We start from the raw sequence: 17,347 nt of genomic DNA, 5'->3' as shown, positions 1-17,347 counted from the left end.
GAGAAGCAGCAATGCCAAGCCTGACATCCCGGCGCAACGTGCTGATAGGCACGGCATCGTTGGCAGCGGCCGGCGGCCTGCTGCTTGCAAACCGCCATCCCTCAGCGCAAGTACAGCAGGATCCGACCGCGGGCCGTACCATCATCTTCGATGAAAACTTTACGGCGCTTGATCAGACGATCTGGCATGCCGGGGCCAAGGCGACCACCTTCGACAGCGGCTTTTATGGCAGATCGGCCTTCAGCCGCTTCGGTGGTGAGGAAGGGTTCGATCCTTATGCGATCGTGGATGATCCATCCGCCGGCAACGGCAAGGCACTGCAGATCTCGGCTCAATATATTGGGCGCCCTATGCAGGTGCCGAACTATTACGGCAACAATCTTCCCGAATATCAATGGATATCGGGCAATATCCAGACGGCGAAGCCCGACGGCACGATCCTGAAGGGTTGGCGACAAGGCTATTTCGAGGCGCGGATGTGGTTTCCTACCCATCCCTTGAGCTTTCCGGCTTTCTGGCTGATGAATGGCAGAAGCATTCTGTTTCCCGCAACGAGCAACGAACTCGACATCGTCGAGCAGAAGGGCTGGGAGCACGATTTATACGGCGCCTATCTGCATGAATGGGGCAAGCCCGGCGAGCATCACGAAGGAGTGGGCGTTCCCACCGGCGTCGATATTACAACCGGCTATTTCCGCTATGGCCTGCTCATCGAAGGTGCGCGCTGCCGCTTCTATTTCGAACGCAAGCAAATCGCCGATCCAAAGACTGGCGGACTTATCGAGTGGACGCTCGGACGCGCGGCGGAGATGGACGCGCAGAACGATGTCTTTTGGCCGCTCCTGACGCTTGCTCTGCGCTCGGATGTCCCCTTCCCCGATCCTTTGCAGCCGCAGGATCGCCAAACCCACATGCGTGTCGATTACATGCGGGTCTATGCATGATATCCGTAAGACCCGGGGAGCGCCGGGTTTCGTGATGCCGTCATTTTTCAGGCAATCAGCGGTGCAGGTCCCATGGCGGCTATCCGCAAGGCATCTGCATGAACATCCACGACGCGTTCTGTGTCGTAAATATCAATGAAGTTTTGCCGAAATTCGGCATGCGCACGTTCTTCCTCGAGATGGTCGCAATAATAAAGCATCGCCCTGACAAGCTCCTCGCCCCCGGAAACCGGCACGAGAAGGCCGAGGCGTCTATCGACCAATATGTCGCTCGGGCCAAATTCACAATCGGTCGAGATGACCGGCAGCCCAAATCGCAACGCCTCACATATTGCTAGCGACCATCCTTCCCAGCGTGATGTCGACACATAAACATCACTCGCCGCCAGTGCCGGTGAGGGATTGTCGGGATGGTGTTCGACGCTTACCACGGCTGCGAGCCCCAAATCCCCTATCTGGTTACGCAGTTCAGCCTCGCCGTCTCCATAACCCACGACCTTCAGCCTGATATTAGGACGAAGCTTGTAGGCTTCGGCAAATGCCGTGAGGAGAATGTCCTGCCCTTTCTGGAAGGAGAAGCGACCAACATTTACAAACGTGACGCAGCCCTCTTCCCCCTCGGGCTTTTGAAGGGCATCGAAGCGTCTGACGGGATTGGGCAGCCAATATTGCCGGACGTTGCTTCTGAACATCGCTTTGAACGATTCAAGCTGCCTTGGCGATGTGCCGAACACATAGGTCAGCCGCTTGATGAAATAGATCCTCATCAAGAAGAACAGGATCTTCGCTTTCAGATGGCTCGGCTCCAACCGCGGGTTACCGTGCAGATGCATGGCAAAGTTCCGCCGGATGCCGATACAGGCAATCATGCAGATCACTGTCGGCTCGATCTGCGGAACAACGACCAAGTCATAGTCTTTTGCGCCGATGACATCGCGCAAGACCGACATGAGCTCGCGTCTGTTGTGCACGATCCTGTCGATTGTGTTGTAGCTCTGTGTTCCGTGCGGCCGGTTTTTATGCTCGGACGTGTAGAGAACATCGATATCGAAATCGGCGGGATATTTATCGGAGAGGGCTGAGCATATCGTATCGACAACTCTCTCGATACCGGCAAACGAACTCGTTCCCGGCTGGATATAGAGGATTCTCTTGGGGGAAGCAGGCGAAGCCTGATCCGTCTCAGTCGATAATGCGGCCTTCATCTGCACGCGCCCTCTTCGACCTCTTCGTTCATCGCTGACTATACTATCAATGCTAAAACTAGATGAGGGAATATTGCCTCAAATTCGGAAGAAATCTACACGAATAATGCTGACGATCGAACAAGTTCTCGTTCGCGACTATAAACCTCGCATTACTTCTATTCGAACATTCGATCTTGCTGTATCTAGCCCGAGGCGCTCCACTGGATCGGATACATCGGTCGTGACAAGATCGATGCGGTGATACTGCTCGCCAGCAAATATTTTCCGCTTACAGTCTCCTCACCGTCAGGCCTGAAAAATGCTGATCCCCTGCAGAGGCCAAAACCGGCCAAAATAATCCATAAAATTAGTAGAAAAAGAACAACCAGTCTTTCTCCTTTTGGTTCTGCCTGCGTAGGCTTTGTTTCAAGAATTCGCCGAACCCGAACCATCAGGACCTCTCTATGACCGAACGCCTTTTCTCGCTCTCCCTTTCCCGGCGCCGCTTGTTGATCACTTCATCCGCCGTGGCGACCGGTGCTTTGGTGGCGATGGCAGGCTTCACTCCCGCACATAGTGCCGGCGAGCCGAATGGCGGCGACATCACCTTCCTCATCGATTCATTGGGTGACAGCTGGATCCCGAACAACAGCGCGATTTCCAGTTTCCAGGGCCACATATGGGGTCACGTAACCGACAAGCTCGTCTACGTGGATGCCGCCGGCAAGGTTAGCCCGTGGATCGCCGAGCACTGGGAGCAGAATGACAGTGCCACCGAGTTCACCCTGCATCTCAAGAGTGGTGTGACCTTCTCGGATGGCACGCCCCTCGATGCATCTGCTACTGTCGCCAATCTCGACATCTGGTACGCCGGACGCAAGAAGGAAGGCATCAACCCGATCGGGCTTTTCCCGAAGACCTACGACCACGCCGAGGCGGTTGACGCAACCACGGTGAAGGTCTTCTTCAAAAAACCGACGCTCGGCTTCATTCCGACCCTTGGCTATCACGGTTCCATTCTGATCTCTCCCAAGACCATCGCACAGCCGGCCGCGCAGCAGGCCGATCTCAGCAAGACCTCCGGCAGTGGGCCCTATGTGGTCGATTCCTGGAAGGAAGGCGACTTCGTCAAGCTGGTCAAACGCAAGGATTACAACTGGGGTCCAGCGGCCGTCGGTCATACCGGTCCGGCCTATCTCGATACGATCACCTACAAGCTGGTATCCGAACCGTCACTGCGGGTTGCCGCAGTCCAGTCCGGCCAGGCGGACGTTGCCTATAACGCCTCGCCGCAGGAGCTGACGTCGCTCAAGCAGGAGGGCTTTACCGTCGCGACGCCGCGTTATCTCGGCTTCGTCAATGGCTGGGCGATCAATACGAAACTCGCGCCTTACGATGACGTCAAGGTACGACAGGCCTTGCAGGCCAGCATCAATCGTCAGGAAATCATCGATACCGTCTACACGCCCGACTGGAAGCTCGCGACATCATTCATTCAGAGCAACGTTCCCGGCGCGACCGATCACAGCGAGCTTCTGGCCTACAATCCAGACAGAGCCGAGAAACTCCTCGACGAGGCGGGCTGGAAAAAGGCGGCTGACGGCATACGCGCCAAGGACGGCAAGCAGCTGTCATTGACGCTTCATTCCAACCCATATCTCGTGACCTCAAGGTCGATCGACGAACTCATCGCTCAGCAGCTCGGCAAGATCGGCTGGAAGGTCGATATCCGGGCCTATGACGTCGTGACCTACGGCCAGAAGGTTCAGTATGGCGGCGCCAGCGTCCCGGCTTATGAGGTAACGCGCAGCTTTATCGACGCCGGTACCGTCGCGAGCATCCTGACTAACGCCAATAACGGCGAGAACTGGTTCGCGCTCGGCGAGAGCGACCAGAAGATCAACGAACTGCGCGACAAGATCGCCAGCGCCGGTTCTCTCGAGGCCAGAAACCCGCTGCTCGACGAGCTTCAGAAATATGTTCTTGAGCAGGGCTACTTCATTCCGCGCACACAGATGGTCCAGCGTATCTATGTCCAGTCTCCCAAGCTCAAAGGCGAGACATACAACGGCGTCGCCTATGCCAGCTATTACACGGCCACGATCAGTGACTGACCCACAGCGTAGCGAAGGAAAGCGAGGAGGTGACGAGCATGAACAATGCCTATCTTAGCTATGCCACAAAGCGCCTCGTCCAGGCCGTCATTGTTATCCTGCTGGCCTATGTCTTCACCTTCATCGTCGTCAGCGTTCTGCCGGGCGATCCCGTTACCAACGTTCTGCGCAACCCGCAAAACGGCTTCAGCGAGGCGGAGATCCAGGAAATCATTGCCGCCCAGGGCCTCGACAGGCCCGTTCTCGTGCAGTTGTCGACATCGCTTTCCCACTTCCTGATCGGCGATCTCGGCCTGTCGATGCGAACCAACCGTTCCGTGACGACCATGATCGCCGAGGTCTTGCCCTCGACGCTCGTTCTCGCCTTTGCGGGCCTCGTCGTCGCGCTGATCCTGGCGATCGTGATTGCCTATGGCACTCAGTTTCTCCCAAAAAGGTTCGGCCAGGGCCTGTTGCGGGGCTTCCCGTCCCTGTTCCTGTCGGTGCCGAATTTCGTGATCGGGCTGGTGCTGATCCACATCTTCGGCTTCCAGCTCGGTCTCTTCCGCGTGATCAATCCCGACAGCTTCTGGGCAACTTTTTTCGCGGCGGTCGCACTCGGCATTCCGATCTCGGCGCAGATCGCCGAAGTGCTTATCGCCAATCTCGATCATGAGTCGGGACAGGAATATGCCGCCGTCGCGCGCAGCCGCGGCCTTGGCCAGCTGCAACTTTTTGCCAGGCATCTCCTCAAGCCGTCTTCGCTTCCGGTCATTACCGTCGTCGCGCTGACGATCGGTGAATTGCTTGGCGGCTCGCTGATCACCGAGGCGGTGTTCGGGCGCACCGGCATCGGCAGCCTGGTCCAGCGCTCGGTCAGCACCCAGGACCTGCCTGTCCTGCAGGCGGTCGTATCGCTCGCGGCCGTGGTTTTCGTGCTGGTCAACCTGATCGCCGATCTTGTCTATCCGCTGCTCGACCCGCGCGTGAAACTGCTCGGTAGTGCCGAGCGCCGCCCGGCCACTTCGGACGAAGGATCCGCCGATATTTCAAAGTCGGTGCTGTCATGACCCTTCTCTCAACCAATACGTCCCCCCGCATCACAGCTGGCAACCGGCTTGCTGGTTTCCGACTGCCTGCGACCGTCGCGCTCTCATTCGCGATCGTGGCGATCGTGATCGCCTGGTCGCTCGCACCCAGCCTCTTCACCAGCCATAATCCGGCGGTCGGCATTCCCTCTCAAAAGCTGCTCGGGCCGAGTACCCAGCACTGGTTCGGAACCGATCAGCTCGGCCGCGATCTCTACACCCGCGTTGTCTATGGCTCGGCCGCCTCGGTCAGGAGTGCGCTAATTGCTGTCGTCATCGGTGCGGTCGCCGGCGGTTTCATCGGCCTGCTCGCCGGCTTCTTCGGCGGCCGTGTCGATATCGCTCTTGCCCGCCTGGTCGATGTCCTGCTTGCAATTCCGAAATTCCTGCTTGCCGTCATCGTCGTCACCGCGATCGGCTTCGACACCACGAACGCCGCCATCGCCACCGGCATCTCCTCGGTTGCCGTGTTTGCCCGTGTCATGCGGGCGGAGGTCATCAAGACCAGGCAGGCGACCTTCATCGAAGCGTCTTTCCTTTCGGGTGGCTCGCGCTGGCACATCCTCTGGCGGCACATCCTGCCGAACGCATCGCGCTCCGTGCTCCCGCTTGCCGTGCTGCAGTTCGGCGACTCGATCCTGGTGATCGCCAGCCTCGCCTTCCTCGGCTACGGCGATCCGCCGCCAGCTTCCGATTGGGGTCTGCTGATCTCGATCGGCAAGGACTACCTCAAGTGGCCATGGCTGGTCTACGCACCCGCCTTCGTCACGATCGCGACCGTCCTCTCTGTGAATAGGATCAGCCGATGGCTTCGCAAGATAGACTAAATGCAGTTCGCACCCTTATCACTGAGAAAGCCCCGACGCCGCAGCAGCAAACGCCATTGCTTCAGGTAGAGGGCCTGTCCGTCTCCTACGGCTCGCATGAGGTCGTCAGCAATGTCGGCTTCGAGCTAGGCCGCGGCAAAAGCCTTGCACTCATCGGGGAATCGGGCTCGGGCAAGTCGACCATTGCGCGCGCCGTGCTGCGATTGCTTCCCCGCACGGGACAGGCGACGGGCCGCATCGCGGTCGACGGCCAGGACATATTGCAACTCTCCGAGCGCCGCTTCCGCCATCTTCGAGGCCGGGCTATCGGCTTCGTGCCGCAGGACCCGGGAAACGCACTCAACCCGGTGCGGACAATCGGTTCGCAGGCGATGGAAGCCGCAGCCCTTGTCGACGAGCCCAGCAAGGCAATCCGCAAGGCGCTTGTCCTGGAGACGTTCGCCCAGGTCGGGCTCGACAACCCGCAGCGTGCCTATGATTCCTACCCGCACCAACTGTCCGGCGGTATGCTTCAGCGCGTCCTGATCGGACTTGCGGTTCTGCCGCGGCCACAGTTGCTGGTCGCCGATGAGCCAACCTCGGCGCTCGATGTTACGATCCAGAAGAGAATCCTCGACCTGCTCTCACGGTTGCAGCAAGACCTCGACATCAGTCTGCTGCTCATCACCCATGACCTGGCGATCGCAGCCGAACGGGCAAACTCCCTGGTCGTTCTCAAGGATGGCATCGTTCAGGAGGCCGGCAGCACCGCGGCCGTTTTCTCCTCACCCGCATCGACTTACGCAAAGAAGCTGCATGCCGATGTTCCGGCGCTTAATCCCAACCGTTACTACAAGCTTCGGGATCCTGGCTTTCGGTTCCTTGACGCTGAGGGCAACAACTCGCCGAAGATCGAGGTCAAGGGTATCACCAAGAGCTTCACGGTCGACGGCAAGGTCCTGACGGCCGTTGATGACGTGTCCTTTACCGTTCCGGCGGGCACCACGCACGCACTGGTCGGCGAGTCCGGCTCCGGTAAGACGACGACGATCCGGCTGCTGCTGGGGCTCGATCAACCGGACGTCGGTCATATTTCGGTCGCTGGGGAAAAACTCAACGGACGCTCACACCAGTCTCTACGCTCCGTATGGCGCAATCTTCAGCTCGTCTATCAAAATCCATTCACATCGCTCGATCCGACCTGGAAGGTCGAGCAGCTTGTGCGCGAGCCGCTCGACAGGTTCGGCATTGGAACTCATGCGGAACGGGCGGAACGTGTCCGCGAAGCGCTGTCGAATGTCGGGCTCGGGGAGCACCTGCTTTCACGCAAGCCGCAAGCCTTGTCCGGCGGTCAGCGGCAGCGTGTCGCGATTGCCCGCTCGCTGGTCCTGAAGCCGGAGGTGATCGTGCTCGACGAGCCGACCTCGGCACTCGACGTGAGCGTGCAGGCTGATATCGTCGGAGTATTGCTCTCGCTGCAGGCAAGCCTCGGCCTGACCTATATCTTCGTCTCCCACGATCTGGCCCTCGTGCGCCAATTCGCCCATACCGTCTCCGTGATGCAACGCGGGCGCATCGTCGAACACGGCAACGTCAGGGACATCTTCGACAATCCACGCGAGCCTTACACGGTGTCGTTGCTGGAATCGATTCCGGCCGCCGCCAGCCCTACCCGCGCACCGCTCCCGCAACTCCGCCGGATCATCAGCCAGGAACAGATCGCATGAGTATCGTTGCCCCCGCAGGCACCCTGCCCGCCACATTCCGCCCCAAGCGGCGGCTCGGCTTCAACACCCGCGTGTCGTTCAACGATGAGGTCGGTCCGGCGCAGGGACTGCGCGACGGCATAGAACTGTTCAAGGCAGCCGAGCGGCTGGGCTACCAGTCGGGCTGGGCCTATCAGCGCCACTTCGATCACTACCTGTCCTCTCCGATCCCATTCTTTGCTGCTGTCGGCCAACATACAAGCCATATCACGCTGGGATCGGCTGTCATCCCGATGCGCTACCAGGATCCCATCCTGCTTGCCGAGGCAGCCGCCACTGCGGACCTGCTCATCGGCGAAAGGCTTGAGCTGGCCATTTCGACCGGCGCCAACGCTGCATTCGACGCGGTATTCGGTACGGTCGACACCGATGCCCGTACGGAAGCGAAGCACCGCCAGGCGCGTTTTCTTGCGGCGGTCGCCGGCGAGGTACTGCATACGGTCGATGGTCCGGGCCAGGGCGCCCCGGAGGGCACCGAACTGCGGGTGACCCCGCACAGTCCGACGCTGCGATCGCGTATCCGGCAAGGCTCTGGTAGCCTTGCCTCGGCCGTGCAGGCTGCCGAACTCGGGATCGGCCTCATCTCGGGAACCGTGCAACACGACCACGCCGAAGGCGAGAGTTTTGGAGAATATCAAGCCCGCGCCATCGAGGCTTTCCGCGCGACATGGCGCCAGAGATGGGGCACCGAGCCGCCGCCGGTCACTGTCGCGGCGTCGATCCTGGTTGGCACCACCGCCGATTTGCGGGAGAAATATGCCGCTTACGACCTCGAGCGCCAAACCAAGGGCATCGGGGCATCCCGGCCCGCAGGCGCCCTCGAGCCGACCGCGCCGGCCATTCAGCCGCCGGGCATCCAAATTTCTCCGGTCTTCCACGGCACCCCCGATCAGGTGATCGAAGCAGTGCTCAAGGACCCGGGGCTGGCCGCCGCCGACGAGATTGTTCTCTTCCTGCCGCCCGCTTTCGGTCTTGCGGAGAACGTTCGCCTCCTGGCCGATCTCGTACAGACGGTGGCCCCGAGCCTCGGCTGGTCGCCAACCACGATTTGATGCATTTCAAGGCCTGAGACTATCCGCCCGAAATACGTCCGCCGCTCAGTCACGAGAACGGCGGCTAGAGCGGTTCCAGGAAAAGTGCACAGCGGTTTTCCATCCGGAATTGCCTGATAGAACGGTTCAGAGATTCCGTGAAAAGCTGAACCGCTCTATTGGCCGAACCTTCGTTCAGGCCGCCGGCGTTGGCTCGCCAAGCGAAAGCATCAACCGGTTCGCCCAGTTGAAGAAGGCGGCTCCATGGAGCACATCGGCGATTTCCAGATCATCCAAACCTTCTTCGCGTAACCTGCGGATTTCGTCCACTCCGAATTGCGAGGGGGTGGCTGTCAGCGCAGCTGATGCTTCGACAACGGCATTCCATCGGCTGCCGAGATCGGCTTGAAGGCCCTCGTCCAACAGACGCTGCACATCCTCAGTCCGCTTGGAATGATGGGAAGCAAAACGCGAATGGACCGATGCGCAGAAGATGCACCCGTTCGCCCTCGAAGCGGCCGTAGCAGCCAGCTCCCGTTCAGCGCGGGGAAGGCCGGCCGATACATTGTAGAAGATATCCTTGTCGGTCTTCGTACGCGCGCCCAGAATGTCGGGATCGCGCGCCAACAGCATGAAATAGGGCGATTTTGCGCGGGACGCGTCCACGAGGCCCGCCCAATGGCGTTCGGTCAGCTCCGCTTCGTCAAGGGGCTGCAGCCAGGGCGTCCAGCCGATCTCAGCTTGAGTGAAGGCGTTTGGCCGGTTTTCGATTGCCGGATGAATGACAGTTTCGGTCATGGCAGAATTCCTTATCCGTGCGATTTAGGCTTGGGCGACCTGTCCGATGGTGGCGGAACTTGCCGCCAGGGCCTTCAGGCCGGTAACGACCCTGATTTGGAACGCAAGGAATGCGACGAGCTGCGACAGGGTGACGATGCCGGTGGTCGTCCAGCCGGCATCGAGCAACTTCTGCAATGCCCCGGCGCTTGCCTCCCTCGGTCGGAAGACCAGAAGGTGGATGTGTTCGAGCGCTGCGCTGAGTTTTGGGTCCAGAAGATTTCGGCTCTCACCCGAAACCTCGTAAACGAGGCCCGGCTTGTCCTCACGCGATAGCGGGCCAGCCGGATAATGGCCGTATGGCCCGTGTGCATTGCCCCGATCTATTTCGGCGTCGATGACGGCAACGAGGGCGGAGCCATGGGGCTCATCCTGGAGTTTGGAAGAATAATAGCTCCTGATCGCGGCTGCCTTGTGCAGCCCTGCAACGAAGGCCGCGGCGGCGAAGCGCTCCGCCGGAGTGGCGCTTCCCCAATGTTCGGGTTCAAAAAGAGCCTCATAGCTCTTCTGCGCATTAAGGCGCGTCTCGGGCCGCTGCGCCCGAAGACCGTCAAGACGGGATCCTGGCTCTATCCCAGCGAGGAAGTCGATAATATCCCTGTTCTGCAAAGTCATGGTCGATGCCTTCTCTTCGGATGCTGCTATTCAGGCCTGCGCGGCGAAGCGACGTTCGTTCCCAGTGGCGCCTTGCGGCACCCAGCCGAGCGCGGGTGCGACATGAGTGGCGGTCAGTTCCAGTGAGCGCAGGATATATTCGTGCGGCGGATCGACGGAGTGCACCTGAAAGACCAGATCGGTGACACGCGCCAGGGCCGCATCTGCCTGAAGCGATTCAATAACGTCATCAGGGGTACCGACGTGGACGTCGAACGCTTTGATCAGGTCAGCCGTGGTTTCGCCCGGAATCGCAAACCCCGCTGCCTTGAAGTGCTCGACGATCCGCCTCAGGCCGAGATCGGCAAAATGAAGAGCTTCTTTTCTGCTGTCGGCGACAAAGAGGCTCCGCGAACCCAATATTCGCGGCTGTCGCCCGGCCGGCAGCGCTGAAAGATAGGCATCGATAATCGGGTTCTGCAGGTTAGAAAGCCTGGCGTCCGGTGTCTCGGGCGGGCGCGGCTGCGTCCTAGATAACATCAGCCCGTCGCCATCACGGCCGGCACGCAAGCCGCCGCCGACGGAAAATGTCGCCTGCCAGACATGGTCGCGCAGATGCGGCGCGGCGGGATAAAGGCGGTTGCCGCCCGTAAGCTCTCCGCCCGCCCAGGCATTGCGCACCAAAGCAAGATGATTGCCATAAACCTCCGTGCGCTGGCTGCTTTCCAGGCCGAAGGGAAGAAAGGCTTGCGGAGTGCCGCCAGTGCCGAAGCCGACTTCCAGCCGCCCATCAAGCAGGCTGTCGAGCACGGCGGTATCTTCGGCGACCCGGACAGCATTTTCCATCGGCAGCGTGATGACGCCGGTACCGAGGCGAATACGCGACGTCTGCGGGGCCAGGGCAGCAAGAAATACCAATGGCGCGGGCAAGCCGCCCTCATCGCCGTTGAAGTGATGCTGCGCCACCCAGGCGGAGTCGAAACCCTGTCTTTCGGCCTGGATGATCTGCTCGGAAACCAGCCCGTAGCGCGTTTTCGCATCTGTCTGATCGAGGACCCGGCTGAAGAAACCCAATCTCTTCGGTGATGTTAATGTATTCATGAGGATTATCCTGCACTGACGAGGGTCGGATCTGCTGCCCGCGGAAACTTTTTGCCCGGCACCGCATCGATCAGTTCGCGCGTGTAAGGGCTCTTGGGATTGCTGAAGACGTCTTCGACCCCGCCTGTTTCGACCAGCCGCCCACCGTTGAGGACCGAGACCGTGTCCGCGATCTGACGCACCACCGCAAGATCGTGGGAGACGAACAGATAGGTCAGTCCCAGCTCGCGCTGCAGTTCGTCCAAAAGATTGAGGATCTGCGCCTGCACCGTTACGTCGAGCGCGGAAACCGCCTCGTCGAGTACCAGGATCTGCGGATCGAGCACCAGGGCGCGCGCAATCGCCACGCGCTGACGTTGCCCTCCCGAAAGCGCGTGCGGCCGGCGTTGCAATAAGTCAGCCGGCAGTCTGACTTTTTCGAGAGTGGCCGCCACCTTCGCCAAGCATTCATGCCGGGGCAGCCGTTCGAAATTCAACAGTGGTTCCTCCACGATCCTTTCGATCGTCTGGCGCGGATCGAGCGAACCATAGGGATTTTGGTAGACGAGCTGGATCTTCTTGCGGAACAGCCTCAACGTTTCGCCACGCAGCGAGGACAGATCGAGCCCGTCGATCACGACCTGCCCGGAGGTCGGCCGCTGAAAGGCCGAAACGATCCTGATCGTCGTCGTCTTGCCGGAGCCGGATTCGCCGACGATCGCATGCGTGCTGCCGCGGCGAACACGAAACGACACGTCGTCCACCGCCCTGAAACGACCATCGCTGCCAGTACCGAAATCCTGCACCAGCCCATCCACCACGATGATATCGTCTGCCGGCGCGACGGATGCAATCGGGTGTGCCGGCGGGGCCTTCGACCGCGCATTCAACGATGGCGCGTCGGCGAGCAGACGGCGCGTGTAGCTGCTTTGCGGGTTTCTGAGAATATCGGCGGTGCGTCCTTGCTCCTGAATGCGGCCATGCTGCAGGACGATCAGCCGGTCGGATCGATCGGCGGCAATCCCGAGATCGTGGGTCACCAGAAGGACCGCGGTGCCATATTCGCGTCTCAGATCGTCGATCAGATCGAGTATGTGCCTCTGCACCGTCACGTCCAGTGCACTGGTGGGCTCGTCGGCGATGATCAGCGAGGGCTTCAGCGCGATGGCGATCGCGATCAGCACACGCTGACGCATGCCGCCGGAGAGTTCATGCGGATATTGCCTGGCGCGCAGTTCCGGCTGGCTGAGACCGACACGCTCCAGCAATTCGACTGCCTTGGCTCTAGCGGCAGCACCGGATGCCCGGCCGTGGACCGTCAGGATTTCGGCGACCTGCTCGCCGATCGTCCTCACCGGATTGAGCGAATTACCTGGGTCCTGCGGCACGAGGCTGATGATGGAGCCGCGAATGCCATCCAGCCGCCTTTGCGGCCAGCCGGCAATGTTCTCGCCGTTCAGGCGAACGGTTCCCTGCTGGAGCAGCCCACCTTCAGGCAGGAGGCCAATGAGAGCTTGCGCCGTCGAACTCTTGCCGGAACCGGACTCCCCGACCAGTGCGACGACCTCACCGGCGCGAACCTCAAAGTCAATATCGTGAACGACCGTGCGCAGGCCGCTCCTGTCGCGATAGCCTACCCTAAGGCCTGCAACATCGAGGATCGGCGCACCTTTTTCCGCAATTGTTCCAATGATTGGAGCCGTCATTTCCCGATACTCCCAAGCGCTCGGCTGATACGGTTGATGGAAATGACGACCAAGACCACGACAAGGCCGGGCGCTGCCGTTAGCCACCAGGCGGTTGCGATATAATTGCGTCCTTCGGCAATCAGCAGGCCCCACTCCGGTGTTGGCGGCGGTGCGCCGTAGCCGAGAAAGCCGAGGGTTGCGAGCTGCAGGATGGCCCAGCCGGCCTGCAGCGCCGCAAAGGCGATCACCGAGGTCAGCGAATTCGGCAGGATGTGGCGCCAGAGGACCTTGAGGAAAGTGCCACCACTGCCGAAGGCGGCCTCGACATATTCGCTTCGGCGCACGGTGACGACTTCGGAGCGGACCAATCGGGCAAATTTGGCGATCAGCGTGCAGCCGACCGCGATCGCGGCGTTGACGGTGCCGAATCCAAGCAGAACGATGATGCTGAGCGATAAAAGCAGATCCGGTATGGACAGCATGACATCGACCAGCCTCATGATGACCGTCTCGATCCTGCCGCCGAACGATCCGGCAAGAAGGCCGAGCGTCGTGCCGGCCACAAGCGCGATACCGACGGCGGCAAGCGCGCCCGAAAGCGAATGCACGGCGCCATAGACGATGCGGGCATAGAGATCGCGCCCGAGCGAATCCGTCCCTAGGAGATGAGCGGCACTCGGCGGCCGGAGATGTTGGCCGGGCAGGCCCTGTATGGGATCATAGACCGTGAAAATGCCAGGGACGAGCGCCCACAACACAGCCAATGCAAGAATGAGGCAGGCAAGGACGAGACCAGGCTGTATGCTCGGCAGCTGCCACGCAGCGCTGGCGTCCTTGCGAATATCGGCAGTCACCGTCACGGACGATGCTCTTTCTCCCTGGCTTGGCGCATCCGGTTCGGCATGCCGTTGCGCGGGTTCGATCCTTGCCATCATGCCGCTCCCAGTTTGATTTTCAGACGGGGATCGAGCACGGGATAAAGAAGATCGACCACAAGATTGATAATGACGAAGGCGGTTGCTGCAACGACGACGATTGCCTGGAGAACGGCGACATCCTGGCTGTCCACCGCATGCTTCGTAAGCCCGCCGATACCATTGAGGCCAAAGACCGTTTCGGTGATGACAGCGCTGGCGATCAACTCCCCGAACAGCAATCCGGCAACGGTTAAAACCGGCAGCAGCGTGTTCTTGGCGACGTGCCGCCACAGGACCTTGGCATGCGAGAGGCCTTTGGCTCGCGCGACGGGCACGAATGGCCTCGTCAGGACTTCATCTATGTTCTTCAGCAGGATTTGCGCCAGCGGAGCGGAAATCGGCACCGCGACGGTCAGGATAGGCAGGAAAAGACCTTCCCAGGGTCCGGGATTGATGACCGGAACGAGGCGGAGCCGGAAGGAGAATATCTGAATAAGCATGATGCCGAGCCAGAAGGTCGGCACCGATATGAACAGCGACGGTATGGACTGGATCAGGCCGCGCAGCCAGGCAAAGCCGGAAAGATTGCAGGCAATCGCGATTAGAACGGCAAGAAGCGTCGCCACCGCAAAGCCCAATGCTGCAAGCAGCAGCGATGGCGGCAGGTTGGTGGCAAGCAGTGAGCGCACAGGAACGCCCGCCTGCAGCGAATAGCCGAAATCACCCGTCAGGAAGCTCCAGACGGCATGGAGATATTGGTGCAGGAACGATCCGTCGGCGCCGTAAGCCGCCCTGATATCGGCAAGCTGTTCGGGGCTCAGTCCGTAATCCGGGTTCTGGAACTTGATCAGCACCGCGTCGCCCGGCAGCGACTGCAGCAACACGAACGAAACGGTGAAAGCCGCCCATAGGACGAACAGTGCCTGCCCGAACTTCGATAATATGTATCTTGCCATGCCAATACCACGTCTTCGCGTCGGGAAGGCCCGGCACCACGCCGGGCCAGCCCCATTTTTATCAGTGTTCAGCGAGCCAGGTGCTGTAGAAGGATGGGCGTCCCACGGCTTCGAATGCAATTCCCTTCACGTAAGGCGCGCCGGCAAAAACCTGCGGCTCCTCGAAGAAGGGAATGACATAGGCCTGATCGAGCAGATATTCCTGCGCCGCCTTGGCCGCCGCCAGGCGTTTCTCGCGATCCGTCTCGGAGGCGACGGTTTCCAGGATGCCGTTCAGCTTGTCATCCGAGAAACTCGCCTTAGTATTGAGGCCACCCTTCTGCAGCAATGCATCGCGGTTCTTGGGGTAGAACTGGCTCTTGATGACGTCGGGATCGGCACGGCCGACTTCAGCGACGACCAGAGGCGTCTTTGCCGGATCGACATTGTCGGTCACCAGATTTCCCGAGGTGCCGGCAAGAACCTGCAGCTTGACGCCGAGCTTGGCCCATTGCTGCGCGACGAGCTGCAGCACGGCCTTGTTCTGTGGCTGGGGCAGGGATTCGTAGACTGCAAGCGAAAGCGGCTTGCCATCCTTCTCGCGAACGCCGCTCGCGCCCTTCTTCCAGCCTGCTTCATCCAGGAGCTTTTCAGCAAGAGCCGGATCGTAGGTCAGCTTCGACGACAGATCCGCGTAGCCGGCCGCAGCCGACGAAATGACCGATTTCGCTTGCGGATAATTTGCCGAAAACAGCGTGTCGACGATTTCCTTGTTGTTGGTCGCATGCAGGAGCGCCTGGCGAACCTTGAGATCGGCAACGAGCGGATTGTCCGGCCGGAAGGCGACGCTGTCGTTCACGCCGCGGGTCGGCGCCGCATAGATCGCGAAACTCTGGTCGGAGACCTGCTTCTCGTCATAGGCCTGCAGCTGACGGATGAAATCGGCCTGGCCGGAAAGCAACGCGCCGATGCGCACGCTGTCCTCGCCGGTGATGATGTATTTGATGCCATCAAGATAGGCCCGGCCCTGATGCGCCGGCTTGCTCGGACCCCAGTTGTAGTCTGTCCGCGCCTTCAGCGAGAGCTGCTTGCCGAGCGTCTCGCTCTCGACGACGAAGGGGCCGGACCCGATGATCTTCGTCGCATCGCCAAGCTGGTCGAAGGGGAGCGCCAGCGTCTTCAACGAGACCAGGCCGGATCCGATGACGGATGTTCCCTGTAGAAAACCCGGAGATGATTTCTTGAAGTAGAACTTGACCGTATAGGGATCGACGACTTCGCTATGATCGTAATTGTTGATGACTTCGGAAACCGGCTGTTTCAGCTCCTTGTTGCCGAGGCCGAACGTATCGTAGTTCTTTGCGACAGCGGGGGCATCGAGCGGGGTGCCATCGGAAAAGGTCACGCCTTTACGGATCTTGAACGTATATTCCGTCGCCGCGTCGTTGACCGTCCAGGATTCGGCAATCCACGGCTCGATATCGAGCGTCTTCGGGTTTTGATAGGTCAGCTTGTCGGTGATCTGGTTGAGAATGCCGCCGTTCGGATAGAATCCGCCTGCCGGCGGATAGAGGTTCGTATGCGCCTGTTGTTCGAGATAAATCAGCGTGCCGCCTTTGACCGGCTGGTCATCGGCAAATGCCACCGGCGCCGCCAGTAGCCACACGGTCAGTAAACTTGCCGCTTTGAATTTGGCTTTGATGCCCATTGTGTAAGCCTCTGTAGGATAATGCGCATCAACCTATGGCAAACCCCCATCTATCTATAGAATTAATATTCTAATTTCGGCGTAAGTCGGGAAACGAACGCGACTATATTTTCGGGTTGAAGGGCCAGTCGGGCGGCTTGATGGGACAAGTATCCGCTAAAAATGAGCGGGCAATATTCGCGCATTCAGAAACGCCTCCGCAATCCAATGCGCTTCTACTCCTCAATACCCTTCAACCTTTTCTATTAGAATTGTTTTCTCCTACGGCCCGACTATTTGGCATTGCCGAGAATGGCTTGCCGCACCTACTACGCATATAATCCACTAAAATAATGGACTAATCGAACTTGGAACGCCTCCGATCGTTCATTCGGAAGAATCGATTTCAACGGGTGATGAAAATGACCAGACAGGTGATTGAATATGCCGGCATTCCGGTAGGCATCGTCGTTCCGGACAAGGGCGCGCTAAAGTTCATCGCAGTCAAGTTTCATGTCTATGATCTCGATGGCCAACATTTTGCCGCCGCTTCGGACGTACTGCGAGCCATCCATCGATTGGCGTCCGCGTCGACCGGCGACCTCGACCGCGCTGCATAAAGGAAGGCATATCATAAGCAGGCTGCATCTCTTCTTTCGGCTCTCCGCACAACGCGACGACCTATTTTCATGCC

Annotated in this window: 15 protein-coding genes; 7 read left to right on the top strand and 8 right to left on the bottom strand. The window is 59.7% G+C overall.

From position 1 onward, the window contains the following. Positions 1–11: 11 nt before the first annotated feature. Positions 12–944, top strand: a complete 933-nt coding sequence (locus AC13QE_RS02185; RefSeq protein WP_488482384.1) for a glycoside hydrolase family 16 protein — start codon at positions 12–14, stop codon at positions 942–944. A gap of 47 nt (positions 945–991) precedes the next feature. On the opposite strand, the gene AC13QE_RS02180 is transcribed toward AC13QE_RS02185, so the two are convergent. Then, positions 992–2,149 (bottom strand): glycosyltransferase, encoded by a 1,158-nt coding sequence (locus tag AC13QE_RS02180; protein ID WP_488482865.1) that lies wholly within the window; start codon positions 2,147–2,149, stop codon positions 992–994. Positions 2,150–2,595: 446 nt separating this feature from the next. Here AC13QE_RS02180 and AC13QE_RS02175 point away from each other — a divergent pair, with 446 nt between their 5' ends. From AC13QE_RS02175 to AC13QE_RS02155, 5 genes are read left to right on the top strand one after another with little or no spacing between them, the layout of a single operon-like run. Next, entirely contained in the window at positions 2,596–4,245 is a 1,650-nt protein-coding gene (locus AC13QE_RS02175; protein WP_488482383.1) for an ABC transporter substrate-binding protein, read from the top strand. Positions 4,246–4,283: 38 nt separating this feature from the next. Beyond that, complete coding sequence (locus AC13QE_RS02170; protein WP_488482382.1) at positions 4,284–5,294, top strand: ABC transporter permease; 1,011 nt, start codon at positions 4,284–4,286, stop codon at positions 5,292–5,294. Next, positions 5,291–6,139 (top strand): ABC transporter permease, encoded by an 849-nt coding sequence (locus AC13QE_RS02165; RefSeq protein WP_488482381.1) that lies wholly within the window; start codon positions 5,291–5,293, stop codon positions 6,137–6,139. The genes AC13QE_RS02170 and AC13QE_RS02165 overlap by 4 nt, the downstream gene beginning before the upstream one ends. Further along, entirely contained in the window at positions 6,118–7,845 is a 1,728-nt protein-coding gene (locus tag AC13QE_RS02160; RefSeq protein ID WP_488482380.1) for an ABC transporter ATP-binding protein, read from the top strand. The genes AC13QE_RS02165 and AC13QE_RS02160 overlap by 22 nt, the downstream gene beginning before the upstream one ends. Continuing rightward, complete coding sequence (locus AC13QE_RS02155) at positions 7,842–8,936, top strand: LLM class flavin-dependent oxidoreductase (RefSeq protein WP_488482379.1); 1,095 nt, start codon at positions 7,842–7,844, stop codon at positions 8,934–8,936. The genes AC13QE_RS02160 and AC13QE_RS02155 overlap by 4 nt, the downstream gene beginning before the upstream one ends. Positions 8,937–9,110: 174 nt before the next feature. Here the strand turns inward: AC13QE_RS02155 and AC13QE_RS02150 are convergent, their stop codons facing one another. From AC13QE_RS02150 to AC13QE_RS02120, 7 genes are all read right to left on the bottom strand, one after another. Continuing rightward, the gene (locus tag AC13QE_RS02150; RefSeq protein WP_488482378.1) at positions 9,111–9,713 is read right to left on the bottom strand and encodes an alkylhydroperoxidase domain protein; all 603 of its coding nucleotides are present in this window, start codon (positions 9,711–9,713) and stop codon (positions 9,111–9,113) included. A 24-nt stretch (positions 9,714–9,737) separates the two neighbouring features. Then, positions 9,738–10,367, bottom strand: a complete 630-nt coding sequence (locus tag AC13QE_RS02145) for a CMD domain protein (RefSeq protein ID WP_488482377.1) — start codon at positions 10,365–10,367, stop codon at positions 9,738–9,740. A 30-nt stretch (positions 10,368–10,397) separates the two neighbouring features. Continuing rightward, the gene (locus tag AC13QE_RS02140) at positions 10,398–11,447 is read right to left on the bottom strand and encodes a putative FMN-dependent luciferase-like monooxygenase (protein WP_488482376.1); all 1,050 of its coding nucleotides are present in this window, start codon (positions 11,445–11,447) and stop codon (positions 10,398–10,400) included. 5 nt (positions 11,448–11,452) lie between these two features. Then, positions 11,453–13,132 (bottom strand): dipeptide ABC transporter ATP-binding protein, encoded by a 1,680-nt coding sequence (locus AC13QE_RS02135; RefSeq protein WP_488482375.1) that lies wholly within the window; start codon positions 13,130–13,132, stop codon positions 11,453–11,455. After that, positions 13,129–14,046: an ABC transporter permease gene (locus AC13QE_RS02130; protein ID WP_488482374.1), complete on the bottom strand. Its 918-nt coding sequence runs from the start codon at positions 14,044–14,046 to the stop codon at positions 13,129–13,131. The genes AC13QE_RS02135 and AC13QE_RS02130 overlap by 4 nt, the downstream gene beginning before the upstream one ends. Continuing rightward, positions 14,046–14,987 carry an ABC transporter permease gene (locus AC13QE_RS02125; protein WP_488482373.1) on the bottom strand — a complete coding sequence of 314 codons (942 nt, stop codon included), beginning with the start codon at positions 14,985–14,987 and terminating at the stop codon, positions 14,046–14,048. The genes AC13QE_RS02130 and AC13QE_RS02125 overlap by 1 nt, the downstream gene beginning before the upstream one ends. Positions 14,988–15,048: 61 nt before the next feature. Then, on the bottom strand, positions 15,049–16,674 hold the full coding sequence (locus AC13QE_RS02120) for a TIGR04028 family ABC transporter substrate-binding protein (protein ID WP_488482372.1): 1,626 nt from the start codon (positions 16,672–16,674) through the stop codon (positions 15,049–15,051). A 401-nt stretch (positions 16,675–17,075) separates the two neighbouring features. Between AC13QE_RS02120 and AC13QE_RS02115 the strand changes: the two genes are divergently transcribed. After that, on the top strand, positions 17,076–17,273 hold the full coding sequence (locus AC13QE_RS02115; RefSeq protein ID WP_132717742.1) for a hypothetical protein: 198 nt from the start codon (positions 17,076–17,078) through the stop codon (positions 17,271–17,273). Positions 17,274–17,347 lie beyond the last annotated feature (74 nt).

The sequence above is a fragment of the Martinezella sp. CNPSo 3957 genome (assembly GCF_057784395.1).
This window is presented reverse-complemented; position numbering and strand designations above follow the sequence as displayed.

Bases quoted from the DNA above. Each gene is read 5' to 3' on its own strand.
- AC13QE_RS02185 (WP_488482384.1), top strand. From the start codon at position 12: ATGCCAAGCCTGACATCCCGGCGCAACGTGCTGATAGGCACGGCATCG.
- AC13QE_RS02180 (WP_488482865.1), bottom strand. From the start codon at position 2,149: ATGAAGGCCGCATTATCGACTGAGACGGATCAGGCTTCGCCTGCTTCC.
- AC13QE_RS02175 (WP_488482383.1), top strand. From the start codon at position 2,596: ATGACCGAACGCCTTTTCTCGCTCTCCCTTTCCCGGCGCCGCTTGTTG.
- AC13QE_RS02170 (WP_488482382.1), top strand. From the start codon at position 4,284: ATGAACAATGCCTATCTTAGCTATGCCACAAAGCGCCTCGTCCAGGCC.
- AC13QE_RS02165 (WP_488482381.1), top strand. From the start codon at position 5,291: ATGACCCTTCTCTCAACCAATACGTCCCCCCGCATCACAGCTGGCAAC.
- AC13QE_RS02160 (WP_488482380.1), top strand. From the start codon at position 6,118: ATGGCTTCGCAAGATAGACTAAATGCAGTTCGCACCCTTATCACTGAG.
- AC13QE_RS02155 (WP_488482379.1), top strand. From the start codon at position 7,842: ATGAGTATCGTTGCCCCCGCAGGCACCCTGCCCGCCACATTCCGCCCC.
- AC13QE_RS02150 (WP_488482378.1), bottom strand. From the start codon at position 9,713: ATGACCGAAACTGTCATTCATCCGGCAATCGAAAACCGGCCAAACGCC.
- AC13QE_RS02145 (WP_488482377.1), bottom strand. From the start codon at position 10,367: ATGACTTTGCAGAACAGGGATATTATCGACTTCCTCGCTGGGATAGAG.
- AC13QE_RS02140 (WP_488482376.1), bottom strand. From the start codon at position 11,447: ATGAATACATTAACATCACCGAAGAGATTGGGTTTCTTCAGCCGGGTC.
- AC13QE_RS02135 (WP_488482375.1), bottom strand. From the start codon at position 13,132: ATGACGGCTCCAATCATTGGAACAATTGCGGAAAAAGGTGCGCCGATC.
- AC13QE_RS02130 (WP_488482374.1), bottom strand. From the start codon at position 14,046: ATGGCAAGGATCGAACCCGCGCAACGGCATGCCGAACCGGATGCGCCA.
- AC13QE_RS02125 (WP_488482373.1), bottom strand. From the start codon at position 14,987: ATGGCAAGATACATATTATCGAAGTTCGGGCAGGCACTGTTCGTCCTA.
- AC13QE_RS02120 (WP_488482372.1), bottom strand. From the start codon at position 16,674: ATGGGCATCAAAGCCAAATTCAAAGCGGCAAGTTTACTGACCGTGTGG.
- AC13QE_RS02115 (WP_132717742.1), top strand. From the start codon at position 17,076: ATGACCAGACAGGTGATTGAATATGCCGGCATTCCGGTAGGCATCGTC.